Here is an 18,858-nt window from a genome sequence, read left to right as displayed (position 1 = left end):
CCGTTCGCGGAGACACTCCTTTTTCAGAGTGGGTTAAAGATGCTTGTGAACAAAAATTAAAAACCAAGTGATGTTAATGCTCCGCATTAAATGATTTTCATCACCGCCCTAAAGGACGGTGTTTTTCATCAAAACTGATAATTAATCGGATTGCTATCACCTCCATCCGGCTATCTGTTTAGGGCAACAGATTATTTTTATGAGTCATTTTCCCTCAAATTTGACTTAGTTTTTCAGCCCATTTAAGTGCTGATTGCGACATCAGTGTATATACAAGTTCAAATGCCTCTTTACTTTGACAATATGGATCAGGAATTTCTTGTTGGCCATTCCATTGAGCAAACAACATAGTTTTCCCACCTGCGCAAGGTGAAATATTGGTGACCGCGTTTATATGCTCTCTTTCCATAACTAATATCAGATCATGTTCAGCAATCATCTCGACTGTTAATTTCCGTGCAACATGCTGAGACAGATCAATATTTTCTTTCAATGCAACTGCGATAGAGTTTGGATCAGCCGGTCTGCCGACCAAAGCGGCAAGACCGGCCGAATTAACCTCCAGATGTGGTAAGTGTTTTTGTAATAACAGTTCGCCGATCGGAGAACGGCAGATGTTTCCCACACACACCACTAATATTTTTTTAAACATAATATTATTAATCCCTTACGCATTGTATGCTTTTAACTGATTGCCGCGGATTATAACCAGAGATACGAGCTGGACTTGCATCTAAAAATTTGACTCAGTGTTGCACACTCTCATTCTGGTGCATCTGCTTTTTTGCTTTCCAGACTAAATCACCGATTTCATCAGTAGGATTAAAGCCAGCGGGCACAGCTAACAGAATTTCCCTAATCAGTTGGTAGTCAAAATTATGGCAGGCTTGATCCAGCTGCTCTAAAATCTTTGCATATTCACTATAGGGTAAAAAGCTTTCATTGGCCGTCATAATACGCTCATGAACGGTTTTACCAACGTTATCGCCAATCAGCAACTCTTCAAATAACTTCTCTCCCGGGCGTAAACCGGTAAAACGTATTTCAATATCACCGTCAGGGTTAGTTTTAGATTTTATTTCCAGACCAGAAAGCCTGATAAGGTTAGTCGCCAAATCGACTATTTTAACCGGTTCCCCCATATCCAAAACAAAGACATCCCCTCCCTTGCCCATCGCTCCAGCCTGGATAACTAATTGCGCCGCTTCTGGAATGGTCATAAAATAACGGATAATATCCGGATGAGTAACCGTAACATGCTCACCCTCTGCTATTTGCCGCTTAAAAAGTGGAATAACCGATCCGGATGAACCTAATACATTACCAAAACGAACAATACAAAAACGGGTATTATGCTCTTCCGCAGCTAATGACTGTAGGGTTAACTCCGCCATTCGCTTGCTCGTTCCCATCACATTGGTCGGGCGAACCGCTTTATCGGTTGAAATCAAAACAAATGATTCAACCTTTGCTTCGATGGCTGCCAATGCAGTGTAGTAAGTACCAAAAACATTATTGCGCAGCCCTTCAACCACATTATATTCCACCAGAGGCACATGTTTGTAGGCAGCGGCATGATACAACGTTTGTACTTTAAAGCTGGTTAATGCCGCTTTTAAACGATTCAGGCGTTGCACTGAGCCCAGCAAAGGGATTATATGCACATCCAAGTTTTGCTCTGCCACTAACTCGGATAACTCTTTTTCAATTTGGTATAAAGCAAATTCAGAGAGTTCAAATAGTATTAAAGAGTTCGGAGCCTGCTGAACAATCTGCCTGCAAAGCTCAGAGCCGATAGAGCCGCCCGCGCCAGTGACCATTACCACTTTATTTTTGATATCAGCAGACAAGAGTTCCGGTTTAGCTGGCACTGGATCACGACCGAGAAGATCTTCAATGGGTACATCTCGTAACTGATCAATGCTTGCTGAACCGTTTAAAATTTCTTCAAAATTGGGAATTGATTTAACTTCAACGGGAAGCTCCACAAGTGAATTAATAATGGCTTTACGTTGTGTCCGGGTCGCACTTGGTATCGCTAACAATACTTTGCTGGCGCGCTTTTTAGTAATTAATACACCTAAATTTTCACTGTTAAAAACAGTTAATCCATTCACAACCGTTTTGAATAAGCGCTTTTCATCATCTATAAAAGCAACAGGATGAAATTCAATACCCTGGCGCAATAAATTTACTAATTGCCGCCCGGACTCCCCCGCGCCATAGACAATGACCCGCTCTTTTTGTTTGCTCAGGCGCTGCGAAACAATCACCCGGACCAGTAAACGCGCTCCACCACAAAGCAGAACTAGATAGCTTGCATAAATAATAGGAACAGCACGCGGAATAAAAACTTCCCAATAATAACCAAATACAACAAATAATACAGCCGATGCGAAACAACTGAGCACAATGGTTAGCAGGGCATGCACACTCAAATAACGTAAAATAGCACGATATAAACCAACCCGGGTAAACAATACAAGCGTCGCCACCCAAAGAGCAATAAGCACCTGCCAATATGCACCAAAGTCAAGAAAACTCACGTCGCCCAAGCGAGTATAAAAGGCGGCAAAAAAAGCGCAGACAATAAATAACGTATCAACGGTGACGCTAATTATACGCTTATAGACACGGGGCATAGATAAAACGGAGTTAATTAAAGTCATGGAGTCCTTGACAATGCAAAACAAACACAAAAGCCCTGTTGATTAAAAGGCACATTGAAAAAGAATATATCACAAAAGTCAATTTTATAATCTAACTTACTTCACCCGATCGCCTGAACCACTTCCGGTTGCTGTCATAATAATATATTTAAAATAATTTTTAATGGTCAGTGTTGCGATCATTTTTTGATCTATTTCGGCCAACAATTCAGGGGTTGACATATCAATTGTATTTACCTGCGCGAGCCCGGTAATGCCAGGCAGCACATCGTAAACCCCGCGACTTTCGCGCTCTTTTATTAACTGTTTCTGATTAAACAGATTAGGACGAGGACCGACAAAACTCATCTCCCCTTTTAATACATTAATTAACTGCGGTAATTCATCAATTTTAGTTTTACGCAAAAAAGAGCCGAACTTAGTAATCGAAGCAGGGCTGGCAAGATGACTTGCCACAGACTTGGTATCAACAGACATAGTTCGGAATTTAATTAAGTTGAATGGACGTTTGTTTTTACCCACGCGCTGTTGAATAAAAATGGGCGCGCCAGTGTCGAAATATCCCATAACAGTCACAGCGACCAAGATTGGAAAAGTCACAATCAAACCAAAGAAAGCCATAGCGAAGTCAATAACTCGGATAATAAAATGATTCATTGCAATAACTACTTATTATTTTTTTCAAGGTAAGCGACCGCTGTTTTTTTCATGGATTGAGCCGTGCTATAGGGTGGTCGCCAGTCTAACAGTTTTTTGGTTTTGGATATATCAACCTGTAACGAGCCACATAAGCGTTGCGCTATGGCCGGTTTACCCATTAACTTGGCGACTGCCGTTAACCAGGCGCTAGGGACAGGCAGCATTCTATTTGGCACATCCAATGCGGTCGCCATGCGAGCAAGCAATTTAGATGTCGACATATCGTCATCATCTGAAACTAAAAAAGTTTGATTCGCAGCATTTGGGTGGTCAATACAGGTAATAATCAAATCAACCAAATTATCGATCGACACTAAGCTGCGTCGATTTTCGTTAATGCCGCCTAAAGGCAGGGGAATACCTTTATAGATCCACTTCATCATTGCCGCAAAATTAGCTTTAACGCCGGGACCATAAACTAAAGGCGGGCGAATAATCACCACCTCCATCCCGGATTTTTCAGCTATTTTTCGCAACCCCTCTTCAGCTTCATATTTACTCAGCCCATAGGAATCGACAGGAACAAAATTATCATCGGGTTTAAATGGAAAACCAGGCTCTGTAGATTCACCATTGACCTTGATGGTACTGATAAAGATAAAACGCTTAACCCCGGCATCCGCAGCTTGTTGGGCAAGGTTTAAGGTGCCAGTGGTATTTACCTGACGGTATGCCTGTAAAGAATCAACAGCCTTATCGCTCATTACATGAACACGGGCAGCACAGTGGATAATGGTTTCAACGTCAACAAGCTCACTGCTAATATTGAACCCAAGGGAAAAATCGATAGAGAGTTTATCACTACCGCTATCAAATCGTGACGTTTGTAATAGAAGATATGACTTTTCTTGTTCAAGCCTTGAATTAACTGCAGCACCAACAAATCCGCTAGCACCTGTAATAAGAATCTTTTTCAAAATAAGCCTGCATGATCAAAAGTAATAATATAACAAATATCTGAACACATTATTACATAGCAATCATTACATTTATCTTTATTTAACATTATTAAGTATAAAATACCGGCCAAATAACCTTTTCTGACGACAAGCTCGGCATAATATAAATTACAGTTTTTTACTATGGAATGTACTTAGTATCCAAGTTAAAATCACCAGACATACCATCTCGAAACGCATCTTTAATAATGTTAAGACCTTTAATGTTCCCCGTAAGTAGACAATACCCCGACACCATTAAGGCTAACAAATAGGGCCGCTTCCTTACAAAGCAGTTATTACCAAACTCCTTGTGTATTCTGAAAAAATTACGATAAACAAAATAACTCTTCCAATCCGTTGGCTTATAATTTGGTTCAGCAGGGCGTAAGCGCGTCATTTTAGCTAAGGGTACACACTTAATATCAAAACCATTGCGTAATGATTTTAATGAAAAATCTAAATCATCACTAAAAATAAAATAGCGCTTATCCGGTATCCCTACTTTCTCAAATATAGAACGAGGAATTAGCGGACCTTCAAAAGGGATATGCTGAATACCAAAAGGTTCTTTTGCATTTTCAAATGATGTGCCCATGACTGAATTACGCTTATGATTTAAGATAAAAATAGAATCTAAATCGATCACCGTCGAAGAAGCTTCAGCATTTGTTCCATCAACTGCATAACGCATAGGTTGTAAAATCGTTTTTTGATCAATATAAGGAATAAGGTTTTCTAAACAATCAGGAGCAAAAGTTACGTCATCATCCGCTAACCATAAATGCGTGAAATCTTTATGCTCTAGCGCTTTTTCACAGCCGAAAGCAAAACCACCGGCACCACCTAAATTAGCTTGCGTATTAAAATAATGAACTGGACTGTCCACCGATGCCTGAAAAGCATCAACTACTTCTCTGGTATTGTCCTGACTATTATTATCAATAATAAAGTAAGTGAGATTCCCTTGCTCTTTCAAAGATAGTAAATTTTGTTTTAGCATGTCACTGCGATTGAAAGTCACCAGTACAACTGCAATATTATTTTTCATTTAATACCTTTAGGAAAATTGGCTCGATTCTGTGTTTCATATGTACTCTAATACAAAAAATGGTGCAACTAAGCACCATTTGGGTTGTTAAATAATAAGCTGGCTTATGCCACATCAACAAAGAAAGCTGGAATAGCGTTACCTTCTTCAAGTGCTTTTATTGACTTTTCAGCCACCGTCATAGCTTCCCTTATTGTGACATCCATATCTAAATAGCGGTAGGTACCTAAACGCCCCACAAAGGTTACTTTATTTTGTTTCTTCGCTAAAGCCACATATTGCGACAATTGCTCGACACCCTGCCCGCCAGCAAAACGGATCGGATAGTATGGCGTATCTTGCTCTTCAGCCAGGCGACTATACTCCTTGTAAATAACCGTTTTATCGTGAGATTCCCATGGCGAAAAATACTTGTGCTCAGTAATGCGAGTATAAGGGACTTCGACATCACCATAGTTCATTACCGCAGTGCCTTGGTAATCACCTTCGTGTATTTCCTGCTTGAAATCTAAAGTGCGGTAACCTAAGCGGCCATGTTGGTATTCGAAGTAGGCATCAATTGGTCCAGAGTAGAAAACATGATCAAACATCTCCGCCATTGATTTTTCAAATGCTGTGTTTAACTTCACCTCGATATTTTCATGATCTAAGATTTTTTCTACAATTTCAGTATAACCGTTGACGGGCATGCCCTGATATTTGTGGTTAAAGTAGTTGTCATCATAATTAAAACGGACAGGTAACCGCTTTAAAATACTAGCAGGTAAGGTTGAAGGGTGCACGCCCCACTGCTTCTGTGTATAACCTTTAAAAAAAGCCTCATAAAAATCTTTACCGACAAAGCGCATCGCCTGCTCTTCAAAGGTTTGCGGATCCCTAATAGCGGTATCCGCTTGCGATTCAATAAACGCTTTTGCTTCCGTAGGGTTCAATGTTTTACCAAAGTATTGATTGATGGTATGTAAATTGATCGGCAACGAATACACCGCACCCTGACTGGTTGTTTTTACCCGGTTAGTATAAGGCTTAAACTCAACCCATTGATTGACATAATCCCAGACCTCTTTATCGTCTGTGTGGAAAATATGCGGGCCATAGGTATGAACCATTACGCCTGTTTCGGCATTTCGTTCTGAGTAACAGTTACCTGCTACATGCTCGCGTGAATCAATGACGGTCACTTTGTGACCCTGTTCAGCATATTTACGCGCAATTACTGCACAGGAAAAACCTGCGCCTACCATTAATAAGTTCATAAACCCTCTGTTTTATATACGTTATTCCAATAACTTTTTGTCATAATATCCGGCATGTTATTTTTATAATTGTGCTTAATCTGATCATAGTTAGATAAAATGAACTTTATCCTCTTCAGCATCATAATACTTAGTTTCGCCAATTCCTTTCTATTCATCTCAGATACATAGGATGTGTTATTTGATGTATTGACGTACCTGACTTTTTTATGAAGAAAAATCTCTCTAAAATGCGCTCGAAACCCTTTTGGTTGAAATACTGTTTGTTTGCTAAAAAATATAGATGGTACAAGGTGACCGTTAAGCGTAAGCAAACGGATAACATACCTTAATTTACTCTCTTCTAAACTGTTCCACGCTAACTCAACCGGATCAAACTCCTCATCCGATAAGACTTCATCTTTGGCATAACTTTTTATCAAACCAAATCGACTAGACATATCTTTGTTTTGATCAAAAAACTCAGGGCCTGCAATAAAATCATCGACTGCTTGGATCAAAGCTCTAGCTGTACCATACTGATATGACATTGTAGCCAGCCCGAAGAACCTAACAATTGTTCTACATAACTTAAACTTTGAGTCGCCTAGTATATGCAGTTGTTCAACAAGGTGAGAACGAAGGTCAAGGTATAAAGGTAAAGCCCCACTCTTTACACCAAAATCTTCCCCATAGGATGCAATACCATTCATTGTCATAATTTTAAAATCATTGGTGAGAGAAAATGATATGTCATCTCCCCTTACAAAAAATGGAATTGGGTAATGGCTAACTTCCTTTATATTGAAAGCAAAAAACCACCAGGCTCCATAGATATCGCCACGATCTTTAGACTCAACCACCTGCAGGTTGTTAGTATTAGATGCACACACTCCTCCGTGCACAGGACGGCATATACCATCAAAATACGCTCCTTTCTCCCAGATAATGTCAGGCTTGTCTTCGCGCAGCAAAGATCCGGCTATAGCTAGTTTGGGATCCTTGGCATATTGCAACAGTTGATAAGTTCGCTTGATAGACTCGATTTCACAAGAAGCATCATCATCCATAAATAAGCAGTGAGTGTAAGAGCCATCATCATCCAGCTCAAGTAACCCTCTTGTAAATCCACCTGATCCACCTAAGTTTTGGTTATTAATCACTTCAACATGGTTATTTGATTGAATTCCACTATTTTGTGAATTGTCAATGATTTTTAACTTTATTTTATCCTCATAATAACCATCCAATAACAATTCATTATATATTCTATTAAATGACTTATTGACTTCAGCAATTCTGTTAAAATGGGTAATAACTAAACCCAGTTTGACATTATTTGGTGGAATCTGGTTTGTATAAAATCGAGCATTATGAAGTATTCCGTCCGCTATTGGTTCCAACTTAAAGTAAATACATCCTTTCTTTAAAGAGCTATAATCATCTATACATATCTCTGGCATTTGGCATAAATCACCTAAAAAGCTCGATAATATAACTTCTCGACCAGATCTATCTCTATGAATTAATGAAACTTTTGCTTCGCCCTCACCTGATATTGCAAGATTCAAGTTGTTTAATTGCGTGTTTTCACTCCACTTATCTATAAAAAAACCATTATAAAAAGTGAACGTATCAAATTGGGCTCCTTTAAAAAAATAGATACCCTTTTCAGTACAAATCAAGTTTTCCCCATTAAAATACATGGATGTTGGAGAGGTATTATTTACAGGCTGATTGATGAAATTATGGATATTTATCATTTATGACCCTTATTAAAAAAGTGGCTTAGTAGTTTTTTAAATTTATTTTTGACTTTTATGTTAAATCCGCCTTTAGGGCCTAAAATCAGATCAAGTTTATGCTCAATATTTCTATTTTGTTTTATAATTATCGCGTTTTGAACTGTTAAAATCATTGACTCCTGACTTATATTACTTTTTATATCAAGGTCTTCTTTTACAAAGGGGGTGAAATTGAGATCATACTTATCAGCTTCCTCATCAACCATAGTATTTAGTTTTTCCAATAAAGAGTAATCAACTGAAAACTCTTCACTTGATGATCTCAGCATATCAGAGAGATATCTATTAAAAGCAACATCCTTAATACCAACCTGATTTAGGGCTAACTTTATTGGCACTAAACTGTCAGGAATACTTTCATTTAATATATAATTTCGAAAAACAAATCCATCTAAAGAAATATTGAAAGGCTCTCTCTTGAAAAAGTCGTGCTCAAGGCTTCCCCTATAAAGTAAGCTTTTCTTATACTCATAAATAGATAGTGCTTCACGCCCGAATAAGTTTGAGTAAAAGTCTAAGTAAATATTAGGGTAAATATGTATAGACTTATTATTAATAAATTCACACAACTGTTGACTATAATTGAGTTTCAAACTAGATACTTTCAGTAGCTCTTTATACATGCTTTTTGCATATTGTTTTATGTCTCGAAAGTAGCAAATAATTTTAACATCTACATTTTTTAATTTATTAGATATATACTCGCCAATCTCTTGACTATGATCACGACAGTGTTCATTGACAATATCGCAAAACAATTCTGAAGAGACCAACACCTTGGAGCATGATGTATCATCTATCTCTTTAATAAGTTGATTCCATATATTGTCGCAATCACTTCCCTTTATCGAATCGTACCCAGCCCACCGAGCATTAAAGTCGGTAAACCTTCGAAGTAATGCAACAACTAACTCATGGTGCCCTTTACCTGTAGAAGTCGGGATATAAACCCCCTCTTGCTGTAAAGCATCTTTATTAACAGAAATAAAATCTTGTAATGCGCTGGTACCGGTCTTAAAGGAGCCAATGTGGATAAATAATGTTTTTTTCAAATCTAATACCTTAATACGCTAGTTAATTAAAAATCAACTTTGAAGTGAATATGCAATTATCACCATAATATAATGATGTTTCCTTACCCACTATAAAATAAAACCCACCAAACCGGGCCATTCCTGCATACTTATTATCAGGATATCGTTGTCCAAACCTTGGAGTGGCTGTTGGTTCGGATATTACAACAGCATCTTGCCCATCTGCTTGACAGCTCACCAAATCAACCTTTCGCCCTAATTTGTCAATAATAACACAATTAAAAACAAACTTATTACCGTTCAACTCAAGCGGTTCCAGGTGAATAATAAAGTCATCATTAACTTCATATTTTTCTACTTTTAATCCGAACGTAGAAAAACGGATATTCAAATTATATTGAGGGAAAACCTCTTCAGGTAAACCTTGTTCACGAACTTTACCGCCATCAATCCAGACAATACGCTCAGAAAGACGCTTTACTTGATCCTCCGAGTGGGAAACAATTATCACCGTAAGATCAGACTTAATTTTATCTTCCAGTGCTTGCTCTGCTTTTTGTTTGAAGCTGACGTCGCCAACACCTAACACTTCATCAATCAAAAGGACATCCGGTGAGACATACATTGCAATAGAAAAAGCCAGTCTTGCTCTCATACCCGACGAATAATGTTTTACCGGCTTTTCATAAAACGCCTGCAGTTCTGAAAAGCGCTTGATCTCTTCAATGTTGGCTAGCATCTGTTTTTTTGAATAACCAATCAGCATGCCGCTGATAATGGCATTCTGTCGCCCGGATAGGTTAGGATCAAAACCCGCAGCCAGCGCCATCAGCGATACGCTTTTGGTGTGATGTATCACTTCACCCTTATCTGGTTTGATAATGCCAGCTAATAAGCGCAGCAGGGTTGATTTTCCTGCACCATTGCGGCCAATAATACCCAGCGTTTCGCCCTTATAGACATCAAAGGTGACATCTTTTAACGCTTGGTACTCCTCTTTCTTAAAAAGTGATTTGCGCTCTTTATAGGTTACGCCAACATTTTTAAGTTCAATGATTTTTTCTATTGACGCAGTCATTATTCAAGTACCACCCTTGGTAATAGGTATTCCAATTTTTTATATGACCATGCAGCAATAACAATTAAAACACAGCTAAAGAGGGTGACATAAGCGAGCTGCCCGAAGTTGGGAGCGACACCATCAACTAAGACATCGCGAAAAGCAGCAAGGATTACAGCCATAGGGTTTAAGAAAAAATAATGCTGTACGTGTTCAGGGATATCATGATGACTAAAAAAAATGCCAGAGCAAAACATAAGAAACTGCAGCCCTGTAGGTATGACAAAAGACATATCCCTAATAAATGGCACTGCTAATGCGGCGAGCAATGAGCAGCCAATAGTCAAAAGAAATTGAATCATAATAATTGGCAGGCTGTATAACCAAATTATAGAGGGCGCAATACCATACAAAATAAGAAAAGCTAACAATAAAGCAAAAACAATAACTTGCTTTATTGAGTCTTGCACGACAAAGGTTAAAGGAAAAAACACTTTAGGAATATAAAGTTGGTTCATCAACTCTTTACCATGGAGAATGCTCCCCATGGTATGATTGACCGTCTTTGAAAACCATAGCCAAGGGATCAACCCCGTCAATAAAAAAGCAACATAGTTTTCGCCGCCTCTTGCCAGCAGAAAAGAGAATACGACATAATAAACGACCATATGCAGTAAAGGCTCGATCACCCACCAGGCGTAACTTAAATAGTTAACGGAAGCTTCCGAGCGTAAATTCAAACTTGCTTTGACCCAAATCAGCTCTAATGTGCGTTTTATATTTAAAGTATGCATTAATTTCACTCACCAAGTATTTAAACTGCTTTACTATCCTATTCAAAAGAATGCTTATACGCATAAACATTCTAATCCCTTTCAACTTGTTATAAATCAATACTACTAGAGCTAATCGAGCCCAATGTGAAAGAACCTGAGAGCTTAAAGACAAAAAATTGATGCGCAATATAACTTTTTAGGCGATTTTTTACTAGTAGTAATCGTTAAAGTTTGTCGGTGTATATTTCCCACCGTTCTGTTTGGCCACAAAATAGAAGCAGTCAACCGTAGTCTAGTTACAAATAAAAGCAGCCCCAAAGTGCAAAAATCTTGTTTATACTTATTTCCCACGCCGTTGCTGATGAGATACGAGTTCAATATTTTATTCGCTTCATTATGGTGTTTTCGCTACCCTACAGGGCCTTTTAGTAATACCGGGAGAAAAAATCATGAGTAACAAATGGGTTGTTGTCTATTGTAAAAGTAAAGAAGAGTTGCGTGCGCAACAGAATTTGGCGAACCAGGGAATCCATTCTTTTTTTCCTAAAATAATGAAAGAAAAAATAATACGTGGTAAAAAAACACAGGTTGAAGAGGCGTTATTTCCCAGTTACCTGTTCGTTAATATCTCTGACAGCGATAAAAATTACAGCCCTATCCGTTCGACTCGCGGTATCTATGATTTTGTTAAATTCGGAGTTAACATTGCCAGCATTCCGGAAGAGCAGATAAAACAGCTGGAACGTTTATGCCATGCTCATAATCAGCATGACGTTAATCGTGAATTGTTATATAAAAACGGTGATAAAGTTGAGATTATCAATGGCGCCTTTAAAGGTTTAACCGCTGTGTTTGAAGTTGAGGATGGCCTGGAGCGTTCAATGCTGCTGATTAAGGTGTTAAATCAGGAGAATAAAGTCTCTTTTAAAAATTTAGATATCAAAAAAGCGGAAAGCTAACCTATGTTCCTATTGCATCAATTTCAAAACAGACGCGCCGCGCAGGCATTTTCTGATTATTTAAATAGCATCGGCATCCGGAACAAACTTGAGCATGGTGACTTTGACTATGCGCTATTTATTGCTCAAGAGGAGCAGCAGGCACAAGCTCAAGTAGAACTGGACCTGTTTTTACAACACCCCAATAATCCTAAGTACCTGTCTGCCAGTTGGCAGGCCGGTGAGGTCAGCGCTGATAATAACCATTTCGCTTTTGCCGCGTCTAATTTAGCAGGCAATTTCATCAGTCACGCGGGCATTATCACCCATAGTGTTTTTGCCCTCTGTCTGGTGATCTATCTGCTGATAGTTTCCGGGCTGTTTCAACCCATTCCATCGGTATTGGCTTTTTTTACGCATTTACCTTTTGATTACACGCAAAGCTGGCGTTTTATTACCCCTGCCTTTTTACACTTCAGTGCTCTGCACATTATTTTTAATTTGCTCTGGTGGTGGGAGCTCGCGGGTATGGTTGAAAAACAGCAGGGTAAAGTGCGTCTGCTGCTGCTTTTTGTATTTTCCGGTGTCGCTGCGAATCTCGCACAATATTTCTTAGTTAGCCCTTACTTCGGTGGATTAAGCGGTGTTGTTTATGGTTTGGTCGGTTATTGCTGGTTGTTTGGCAAACTGAATAAAAACAGCAAGGTACAACTCCCCAACTCCTATTTTATCTTTTTACTCGCCTGGCTGGCCTTTGGCTTTGTGGATCTTTTACCCATGAACGTTGCAAACTATGCACATTTAGTGGGGCTGCTCGCCGGTTTATTGCTGGCCTTTGTTATGCCCAAGGAACAACAGTGACGATAGCGATGAGTTCGGGGTATAATCAAAAAATAATTAATTCACCCAGCGCTATCGTTATAAATAGGCTTTAACTGTTAATGGAGACGACCATCGATCGCTTACTCCCCCTTGCCTCGGCTGCTCCCTGGATAACCGGGACGGAATGCTTGCCCTGCTCAAGCAAAGTACGCTCCTGGTTATTGGACCAAGATTCATTAACCCAAAAATTGCAGGCTTCAGCACAAAGCTTACAGGTAAAGGTTAGACAGCAGGTTATATTAACCGATAGTGAAGATTCACTTTCCAGCCATTTCGCAAGCGAGAAAAAAGTCTTGGTCCGGGAAGTTTTTTTGTGTTGTGATGATCTCCCCGTGGTGTTTGCCCAGACCGAAATTCCATTCAGCACCTTAACCGAGCAACAAGCACAGCTGGCGGACATCGGCACACGCTCACTCGGCTCTATTTTATTTAAGGATCCGAGCATGCGCCGCGATCAAATAGAAGTTGCACAATTTCCCCTTCATTCCGCTGTGCATCAGCTTTGTGAAAATCTTAACCAGGATTCGGGGTTTCCACTTTGGGGTAGGCGTTCTCTTTTTTATGTTAATAACAAACCGTTATTAGTCAGCGAAGTCTTTTTGCCCGCTTCAGGCATCTATTTAACATGAGCCATTCTGCATGAATTTTTTTAACAGAGAAAAATATCAAGCCTACGCACAGTTGATGCGCATTGATAAACCTATTGGCACGCTTTTATTACTCTGGCCGACCCTCTGGGCCTTATGGATAGCCGCACAGGGTGTGCCTGATTTGAGCGTACTGCTGGTATTCTCAACAGGTGTATTTTTGATGCGCAGCGCCGGCTGTGTGATTAATGATTTTGCGGATCGCAAAATTGACGGCTTTGTCGAGCGTACCAGGCACCGTCCTCTACCCTCCGGTCGCGCCACCAGCAGCGAAGCGATTAAACTGTTTTTAGTGCTGGCCATGCTCTCTTTTCTGCTGGTGCTGACTCAGAACGGTTTAACCATTCAATTATCCTTTGTGGGATTATTACTGGCATTTGCTTATCCGTTTATGAAGCGTTTTACCTATTTACCGCAGTTTTTTCTGGGGATTGCATTTAGCTGGGCGATTCCTATGGCCTATGCTGCACAGGCAAATGCCTTACCTGCTGTGGTATGGCTTGTTTTTCTGGTCAATATTCTCTGGACCATCGCTTATGACACCCTTTATGCGATGGTTGACAGGGATGATGATCTTAAAATCGGGGTGAAATCCACGGCTGTTTTGTTTGCTCACAACGACAAGCTGATTATTGCGATATTACAATTAACCAGCTTAATGTTATTAATCCTGCTAGGTTGGATTGAAGATCTGCACTGGATTTATTTTGTGGCGTTATTGGTTGTAACAGCTTTATTTATCAGGCAGCAATTAGAGATAAAAAACCGCGAGAAAAAAGCCTGCTTTAAAGCTTTTTTAGACAATAATTATGTTGGGTTCGCGGTTTTTGCAGGGTTATTTTTGAATTATCTGCAATAGAAAGCACCGGGTGCTACCTTTGCCTGGGAACATAACAAACGCCGAGCCTGAAGGCTCAGTTCCGACAGTGTGTGCGTAAAATGCTTCTTCAGGCGGGCAAGGTTTTGTAAAAACATATTGTGACCTATTGCTCTTCATAAATCCCATAAAATCTTGGGATCGTTATGCCAGGTTCAATGAGCTTTGATGGGTTATTTTTTATATAGTTATAAACAACATCAAAGTGCTTCTGGTCCCGAATCCCTTTGTCATAATAAGTTTTCGCCCAAAAGACCCCTTTTCTGTCCATAATCTTATTAATCTCCTTTGCACTAATTCCTTTGAACATATTCATCATCCTTGCTAACGGCATCAGCGGTTTTATTAATAAATGAACATGATTTGGCATAGTACAAAATGCAACAAGCTGATATAACTCATGGTTTTTACGTTGTATAAAATAGTTCAAGTAGCGTAACACTTCACCATGCAAATAAGCCCCCTGCTCTGATTTATCAAGATGTAAATCAGCTGTTAACTGCTTTTTATTATTCTCAATTGGTTGGGCAAATAACTTTTTCAGAAAAGGATCTGTACTGTCGAAAGTACGGAAAGTAATAAACTGATAATAACCGGCAATGCCTGTATGGGGTAAGTGGCGGTAGGTCATGAAGTGATTTCCCACTAATAAACAACTGAAAATAATGTAAGTTAGGTATGTAAAACAGCCGAGCCTAAAGGCTCAGTTCCGAGAGTCTGTGCGTAAACTGCCTCTTAGGAACCCCGACTTCAGGCGGGGCAATGTTTTGTAAAAACATCCTGTTAAAAAACATCAATCCACTGCTTTAATAAAGTAACAAACGCCGAGCCTGTAGGCTCAGTTCCGAAAACATTAACCACCACTGCCAAGGCCAAGGCTCGGTCCCGGCAACATTAATCAGCGAATGAACTCCAATAATTTTTCACTCTATTTCGGGATGTGGTAGATGGAATTTTGCGTGATAGGTACAAAAATGGAGCCAGAGATGGTTAATGGCTCCATATTTTTATTGATTATTAAAGAGTGACAAAAGGCTGAATTTTTGTCAGTGTGCTTTCACCAATTCCTTTTACGTTGACTAATTCGCTCAGATCAGCAAAATCACCGTTTGTTTCTCTGTAATCAATAATGGCCTGTGCTTTTTTCTCACCAATACCTTTGATAACAGCAAGTTGCTGGGCTGTTGCGGTATTGAGATTTATTTTTTCTGCAACCTGCATACTCTGCTGCATCATCTGCTCGGTTTCAGCGGCAGCCAATAGCTGATTGCCGGCCCCCAGAAAAAACAGTGAAAAAATAAAAAATAAACGGTAGATTAATTGGTTTTTCATAGAACATCCCTTTATGTGGTTGAATGAACCATTAATACTAGATTATTTTTTGACTTAATATTTACAATAAGCGCTTTTTATTCTCCATATTTGACTTTCCAATAGCGCAGTCTACAAAAAATAAACCTTATAAATAACAATTAAATAGACTAAAAAAGACAACAGTAACTAAACAAAATATTTTAAGCGATAGTGTGATTAGTCTTTTATTAATTAACAGCCGGGACCACACTCCATACATTCGTTAAGCATTTCTGAACCAAGTCTCAATTTGGCGTTCAGATCGCGTAATGCAGTACGCAGTCCTTCCTCAATAACCGGGTGATAAAACGGCATATCCAGCATCTGTGAAACGGTCATTCTATTCTGGTGTGCCCAGGCAAGCAGATGCGCTAAATGCTCAGCTTGCGGGCCAATCATCTCCGCTCCTAAGAAGCGCCCAGTACCATGCTCGCCATAGATATTTAATAGTCCTTTGTTTTTCAGCATAACCCGGCTACGCCCCTGATTTTCAAAAGAAACGCTGCCCGTTTCAAAGCAGTTGCAACCGGTATATTTTTCACTCACCTGCTTATGGGTTAAGCCTACCATGGCCAGTTGCGGGTCACTGAAAACCGCGGCCAGCGGAGAGCGGCGTAATCCGGCACGAATATTCGGATAAAGCGCAGCGTTACTGCCGGCGATTTTACCCTGATCCGCCGCCTCATGAAGCAGCGGGATCTGATTGCTGGCATCACCTGCAATAAATATCGAAGGCACCGATGTCTGCATGGTGAAGGGATCAGCAACCGGCACACCACGCGGTCCTTTTTCGATTTCGATATTCTCTAAACCTAACTTATCCGTATTAGGCGCACGCCCCGTTGCCGCAAGCAGATAATCAACTTCAGCGACCTGCTGCACCCCTTGTTTATCCTGATAAGTAATTTCAACCAGATCCCCTTTACGGACAATATTTTCCACCTTCGCATCAGCATCCAGATAAAACTCTTCGGCAAAGGTTTTCTGCGCATAAGCGAGTATTTCCGGATCAGTAAAAGGTCCAACCTGTCCGCCCATGCCGAACATCAATACTTTTACTCCCAGACGATGCAGTGACTGACCAAGCTCCAAACCGATAACGCCCGGTCCGAAAACCGCAATGGATTTGGGCAGGTCCGTCCAGTCAAAGAGATCATCATTGACAATCAGCCTGTCACCCAGTTCGTTCCAGGCTGCGGGATAACTAGGACGGGAGCCGGTCGCAATAACAATGCTAGCCGCGTCAACGATAGTATGATCATCAATCTGCAGCTGTGTTTCGCTGGTAAAAGTTGCTTTACCGATCAATTTATCCTGCTCTGGGATCTGATCCACGCCATCAAGCACAAAACCGACAAAACGATCCCGTTCACTGCGCACACGCTGCATCACTTTGCTACCGTCAATGCGTATTTGCCCATCAACAAAGACACCAAAAGCATCCGTATGTCCTGCATGATGAGCCGCATCGGCGGCGGCAATTAATAATTTACTCGGCATACAGCCGACACGCGCACAGGTTGTACCGAATTGCTCCCCCTCAATTACTACCACAGAATCTGTTTTTTCTTTTGCTGCACGGTATGCAGCAAGTCCCGCCGTTCCGCCACCGATTACCGCTACTTGTACTTTTAACTGTTTCATAAAGACTCCTTTGCTGAAATTCAGGGTAAAAAAAAGCGCAACTTTCGGAGTGAAAATGCGCTTTTCGTCTGATTTGTTAACTGCAACCCTGCAATTACAGGCTCGCTATCATTAAGGTATTAACCGTTAACGTAGGCAATTACCGCATCGCTGTCACCAAGGTGTTTACCATCAACGTATAACTGCGGCACAGTGGTTTGTCCGGTGACTGCTTTCAGACTCACGCTAGTTGCATCTGTACCTAACACAATCTCTTCAAAGGCGATATTCTTCTCTTTTAATGCCGCTTTTGCTTTTGCACAGAAAGGGCAGCCTGGTTTAGTAAATAATGCCACCGCAGAAGGTGCTTTAGCATTAGGATTGATGTAATTCAGCATGGTATCCGCATCAGACACTTCAAACGGGTCGCCCGGTTTGTTAGGCTCAATGAACATTTTTTCAACTACACCGTCTTTTACCAACATACTGTAACGCCAGCTGCGTTTACCAAAACCGATATCGCTTTTATCTACCAGCATGCCCATACCTTCAGTAAAAGTACCACAACCATCCGGCACGACAGTGATATTTTTAGCTTCCTGATCAGCAAGCCATGCATTCATAACAAAAGTATCGTTGACACTGATACAGACAATATCATCAACCCCATTTTCTTTTAATACACCCGCTAACTCATTGTAACGAGGAAGATGTGTTGATGAACAAGTTGGTGTAAAGGCACCTGGTAATGAAAAAACAACCACTGTTTTGCCTGAGAATAGCTGATCAGTAGTGACATTTACCCATTCATCACCCTGACGAGTCGGGAAAGTAACATTTGGTATTTTTTGACCTTCGATATTGTCTAACATATGTAATTCCTCTATTGAATATTTAAAATATCATTTCTTTAATAACAACAAGTTGTTAACTTGTTTTGATGGAGTCATTATGGACAAAAACACTTGATAGGTAAAATCGTTTGATTCTATCCCGTCCATAGTATTTACCTATAATAAAATTCACTGCCTTGTTAATATAACCCTCTCATTGAAAATGGGTACATTTATTTAAAAATATTATGTTATTTTTTAATAAGTTAACAACAGTTTGAAGCTCACCCAGCTAAACCAAGGTGATTCTTGTCGTCAACGGTTTAGGCATTGCAACATTAAGTTGCGTTAGTCTTCTAAAACCTCTTACAAGCGTTTAACGTGTCGGCACTACCTGCCGCCACGAATTTTTAAGCGAGTAGTCTTAGCCCTTCATTG

18 protein-coding genes are annotated in these 18,858 nt (G+C 40.1%); 4 read left to right on the top strand and 14 right to left on the bottom strand.

Annotated elements, in window-relative coordinates; translation table 11 throughout:
• Positions 1-214: 214 nt before the first annotated feature.
• The 10 genes from ABZA00_RS10135 to ABZA00_RS10090 form a co-directional block, all read right to left on the bottom strand.
• Entirely contained in the window at positions 215-652 is a 438-nt protein-coding gene (locus tag ABZA00_RS10135) for a protein tyrosine phosphatase (RefSeq protein ID WP_372882050.1), read from the bottom strand.
• A 94-nt stretch (positions 653-746) separates the two neighbouring features.
• Positions 747-2,669, bottom strand: coding sequence for a polysaccharide biosynthesis protein (locus ABZA00_RS10130; RefSeq protein WP_372882049.1), 1,923 nt, complete (start codon positions 2,667-2,669; stop codon positions 747-749).
• Positions 2,670-2,765: 96 nt separating this feature from the next.
• Positions 2,766-3,326, bottom strand: a complete 561-nt coding sequence (locus ABZA00_RS10125) for a sugar transferase (protein ID WP_372882048.1) — start codon at positions 3,324-3,326, stop codon at positions 2,766-2,768.
• Between the two features lie 8 nt (positions 3,327-3,334).
• A complete protein-coding gene (locus ABZA00_RS10120; protein ID WP_372882047.1) occupies positions 3,335-4,285 on the bottom strand; it encodes a UDP-glucose 4-epimerase family protein in 951 nt (316 codons plus the stop codon).
• 163 nt (positions 4,286-4,448) lie between these two features.
• On the bottom strand, positions 4,449-5,357 hold the full coding sequence (locus ABZA00_RS10115) for a glycosyltransferase (RefSeq protein WP_372882046.1): 909 nt from the start codon (positions 5,355-5,357) through the stop codon (positions 4,449-4,451).
• 104 nt (positions 5,358-5,461) lie between these two features.
• Positions 5,462-6,613, bottom strand: a complete 1,152-nt coding sequence (glf, locus tag ABZA00_RS10110) for a UDP-galactopyranose mutase (protein WP_372882045.1) — start codon at positions 6,611-6,613, stop codon at positions 5,462-5,464.
• Positions 6,610-8,355, bottom strand: a complete 1,746-nt coding sequence (locus ABZA00_RS10105) for a hypothetical protein (protein WP_372882044.1) — start codon at positions 8,353-8,355, stop codon at positions 6,610-6,612. Before ABZA00_RS10105 ends, glf begins: the two co-directional genes overlap by 4 nt.
• Positions 8,352-9,449, bottom strand: a complete 1,098-nt coding sequence (locus tag ABZA00_RS10100; protein ID WP_372882043.1) for a hypothetical protein — start codon at positions 9,447-9,449, stop codon at positions 8,352-8,354. Before ABZA00_RS10100 ends, ABZA00_RS10105 begins: the two co-directional genes overlap by 4 nt.
• 22 nt (positions 9,450-9,471) lie before the next feature.
• Positions 9,472-10,509 carry an ABC transporter ATP-binding protein gene (locus tag ABZA00_RS10095; RefSeq protein WP_372882042.1) on the bottom strand — a complete coding sequence of 346 codons (1,038 nt, stop codon included), beginning with the start codon at positions 10,507-10,509 and terminating at the stop codon, positions 9,472-9,474.
• Positions 10,509-11,285, bottom strand: coding sequence for an ABC transporter permease (locus ABZA00_RS10090; RefSeq protein ID WP_372882041.1), 777 nt, complete (start codon positions 11,283-11,285; stop codon positions 10,509-10,511). The genes ABZA00_RS10095 and ABZA00_RS10090 overlap by 1 nt, the downstream gene beginning before the upstream one ends.
• Before the next feature lie 431 nt (positions 11,286-11,716).
• Between ABZA00_RS10090 and rfaH the strand changes: the two genes are divergently transcribed.
• From rfaH to ubiA, 4 genes are all read left to right on the top strand, one after another.
• Positions 11,717-12,226 (top strand): transcription/translation regulatory transformer protein RfaH, encoded by a 510-nt coding sequence (rfaH, locus tag ABZA00_RS10085; RefSeq protein ID WP_372882040.1) that lies wholly within the window; start codon positions 11,717-11,719, stop codon positions 12,224-12,226.
• 3 nt (positions 12,227-12,229) lie between these two features.
• A complete protein-coding gene (gene glpG, locus ABZA00_RS10080; protein ID WP_372882039.1) occupies positions 12,230-13,066 on the top strand; it encodes a rhomboid family intramembrane serine protease GlpG in 837 nt (278 codons plus the stop codon).
• Positions 13,067-13,146: 80 nt separating this feature from the next.
• Entirely contained in the window at positions 13,147-13,716 is a 570-nt protein-coding gene (locus ABZA00_RS10075; protein WP_372882038.1) for a chorismate lyase, read from the top strand.
• Positions 13,717-13,726: 10 nt separating this feature from the next.
• The gene (gene ubiA, locus ABZA00_RS10070; protein WP_372882037.1) at positions 13,727-14,593 is read left to right on the top strand and encodes a 4-hydroxybenzoate octaprenyltransferase; all 867 of its coding nucleotides are present in this window, start codon (positions 13,727-13,729) and stop codon (positions 14,591-14,593) included.
• A gap of 124 nt (positions 14,594-14,717) precedes the next feature.
• Here the strand turns inward: ubiA and ABZA00_RS10065 are convergent, their stop codons facing one another.
• The 4 genes from ABZA00_RS10065 to ABZA00_RS10050 form a co-directional block, all read right to left on the bottom strand.
• Complete coding sequence (locus tag ABZA00_RS10065; protein WP_372882036.1) at positions 14,718-15,257, bottom strand: transposase; 540 nt, start codon at positions 15,255-15,257, stop codon at positions 14,718-14,720.
• A gap of 371 nt (positions 15,258-15,628) precedes the next feature.
• On the bottom strand, positions 15,629-15,943 hold the full coding sequence (locus tag ABZA00_RS10060) for a ComEA family DNA-binding protein (RefSeq protein WP_372882035.1): 315 nt from the start codon (positions 15,941-15,943) through the stop codon (positions 15,629-15,631).
• 213 nt (positions 15,944-16,156) lie between these two features.
• Positions 16,157-17,608: a dihydrolipoyl dehydrogenase gene (locus ABZA00_RS10055; protein WP_372882034.1), complete on the bottom strand. Its 1,452-nt coding sequence runs from the start codon at positions 17,606-17,608 to the stop codon at positions 16,157-16,159.
• A 119-nt stretch (positions 17,609-17,727) separates the two neighbouring features.
• Complete coding sequence (locus ABZA00_RS10050) at positions 17,728-18,459, bottom strand: glutathione peroxidase (RefSeq protein ID WP_372882033.1); 732 nt, start codon at positions 18,457-18,459, stop codon at positions 17,728-17,730.
• Between the last annotated feature and the right edge of the window lie 399 nt (positions 18,460-18,858).

Origin of the sequence: Psychromonas sp., from assembly GCF_041586535.1 — a bacterium.
GTDB lineage: Bacteria > Pseudomonadota > Gammaproteobacteria > Enterobacterales > Psychromonadaceae > Psychromonas.
The sequence above is the reverse complement of the archived record's forward strand: the minus strand, read 5'-3'. Positions and strand labels throughout refer to the sequence as shown.

Coding starts and splice junctions, on each gene's coding strand:
- ABZA00_RS10090 (WP_372882041.1), bottom strand. CDS start 11,285: ATGCATACTTTAAATATAAAACGCACATTAGAGCTGATTTGGGTCAAA.
- ABZA00_RS10135 (WP_372882050.1), bottom strand. CDS start 652: ATGTTTAAAAAAATATTAGTGGTGTGTGTGGGAAACATCTGCCGTTCT.
- rfaH (WP_372882040.1), top strand. CDS start 11,717: ATGAGTAACAAATGGGTTGTTGTCTATTGTAAAAGTAAAGAAGAGTTG.
- ABZA00_RS10060 (WP_372882035.1), bottom strand. CDS start 15,943: ATGAAAAACCAATTAATCTACCGTTTATTTTTTATTTTTTCACTGTTT.
- ABZA00_RS10105 (WP_372882044.1), bottom strand. CDS start 8,355: ATGATAAATATCCATAATTTCATCAATCAGCCTGTAAATAATACCTCT.
- ABZA00_RS10095 (WP_372882042.1), bottom strand. CDS start 10,509: ATGACTGCGTCAATAGAAAAAATCATTGAACTTAAAAATGTTGGCGTA.
- ABZA00_RS10055 (WP_372882034.1), bottom strand. CDS start 17,608: ATGAAACAGTTAAAAGTACAAGTAGCGGTAATCGGTGGCGGAACGGCG.
- ABZA00_RS10075 (WP_372882038.1), top strand. CDS start 13,147: ATGGAGACGACCATCGATCGCTTACTCCCCCTTGCCTCGGCTGCTCCC.
- glf (WP_372882045.1), bottom strand. CDS start 6,613: ATGAACTTATTAATGGTAGGCGCAGGTTTTTCCTGTGCAGTAATTGCG.
- ubiA (WP_372882037.1), top strand. CDS start 13,727: ATGAATTTTTTTAACAGAGAAAAATATCAAGCCTACGCACAGTTGATG.
- ABZA00_RS10050 (WP_372882033.1), bottom strand. CDS start 18,459: ATGTTAGACAATATCGAAGGTCAAAAAATACCAAATGTTACTTTCCCG.
- ABZA00_RS10115 (WP_372882046.1), bottom strand. CDS start 5,357: ATGAAAAATAATATTGCAGTTGTACTGGTGACTTTCAATCGCAGTGAC.
- glpG (WP_372882039.1), top strand. CDS start 12,230: ATGTTCCTATTGCATCAATTTCAAAACAGACGCGCCGCGCAGGCATTT.
- ABZA00_RS10125 (WP_372882048.1), bottom strand. CDS start 3,326: ATGAATCATTTTATTATCCGAGTTATTGACTTCGCTATGGCTTTCTTT.
- ABZA00_RS10130 (WP_372882049.1), bottom strand. CDS start 2,669: ATGACTTTAATTAACTCCGTTTTATCTATGCCCCGTGTCTATAAGCGT.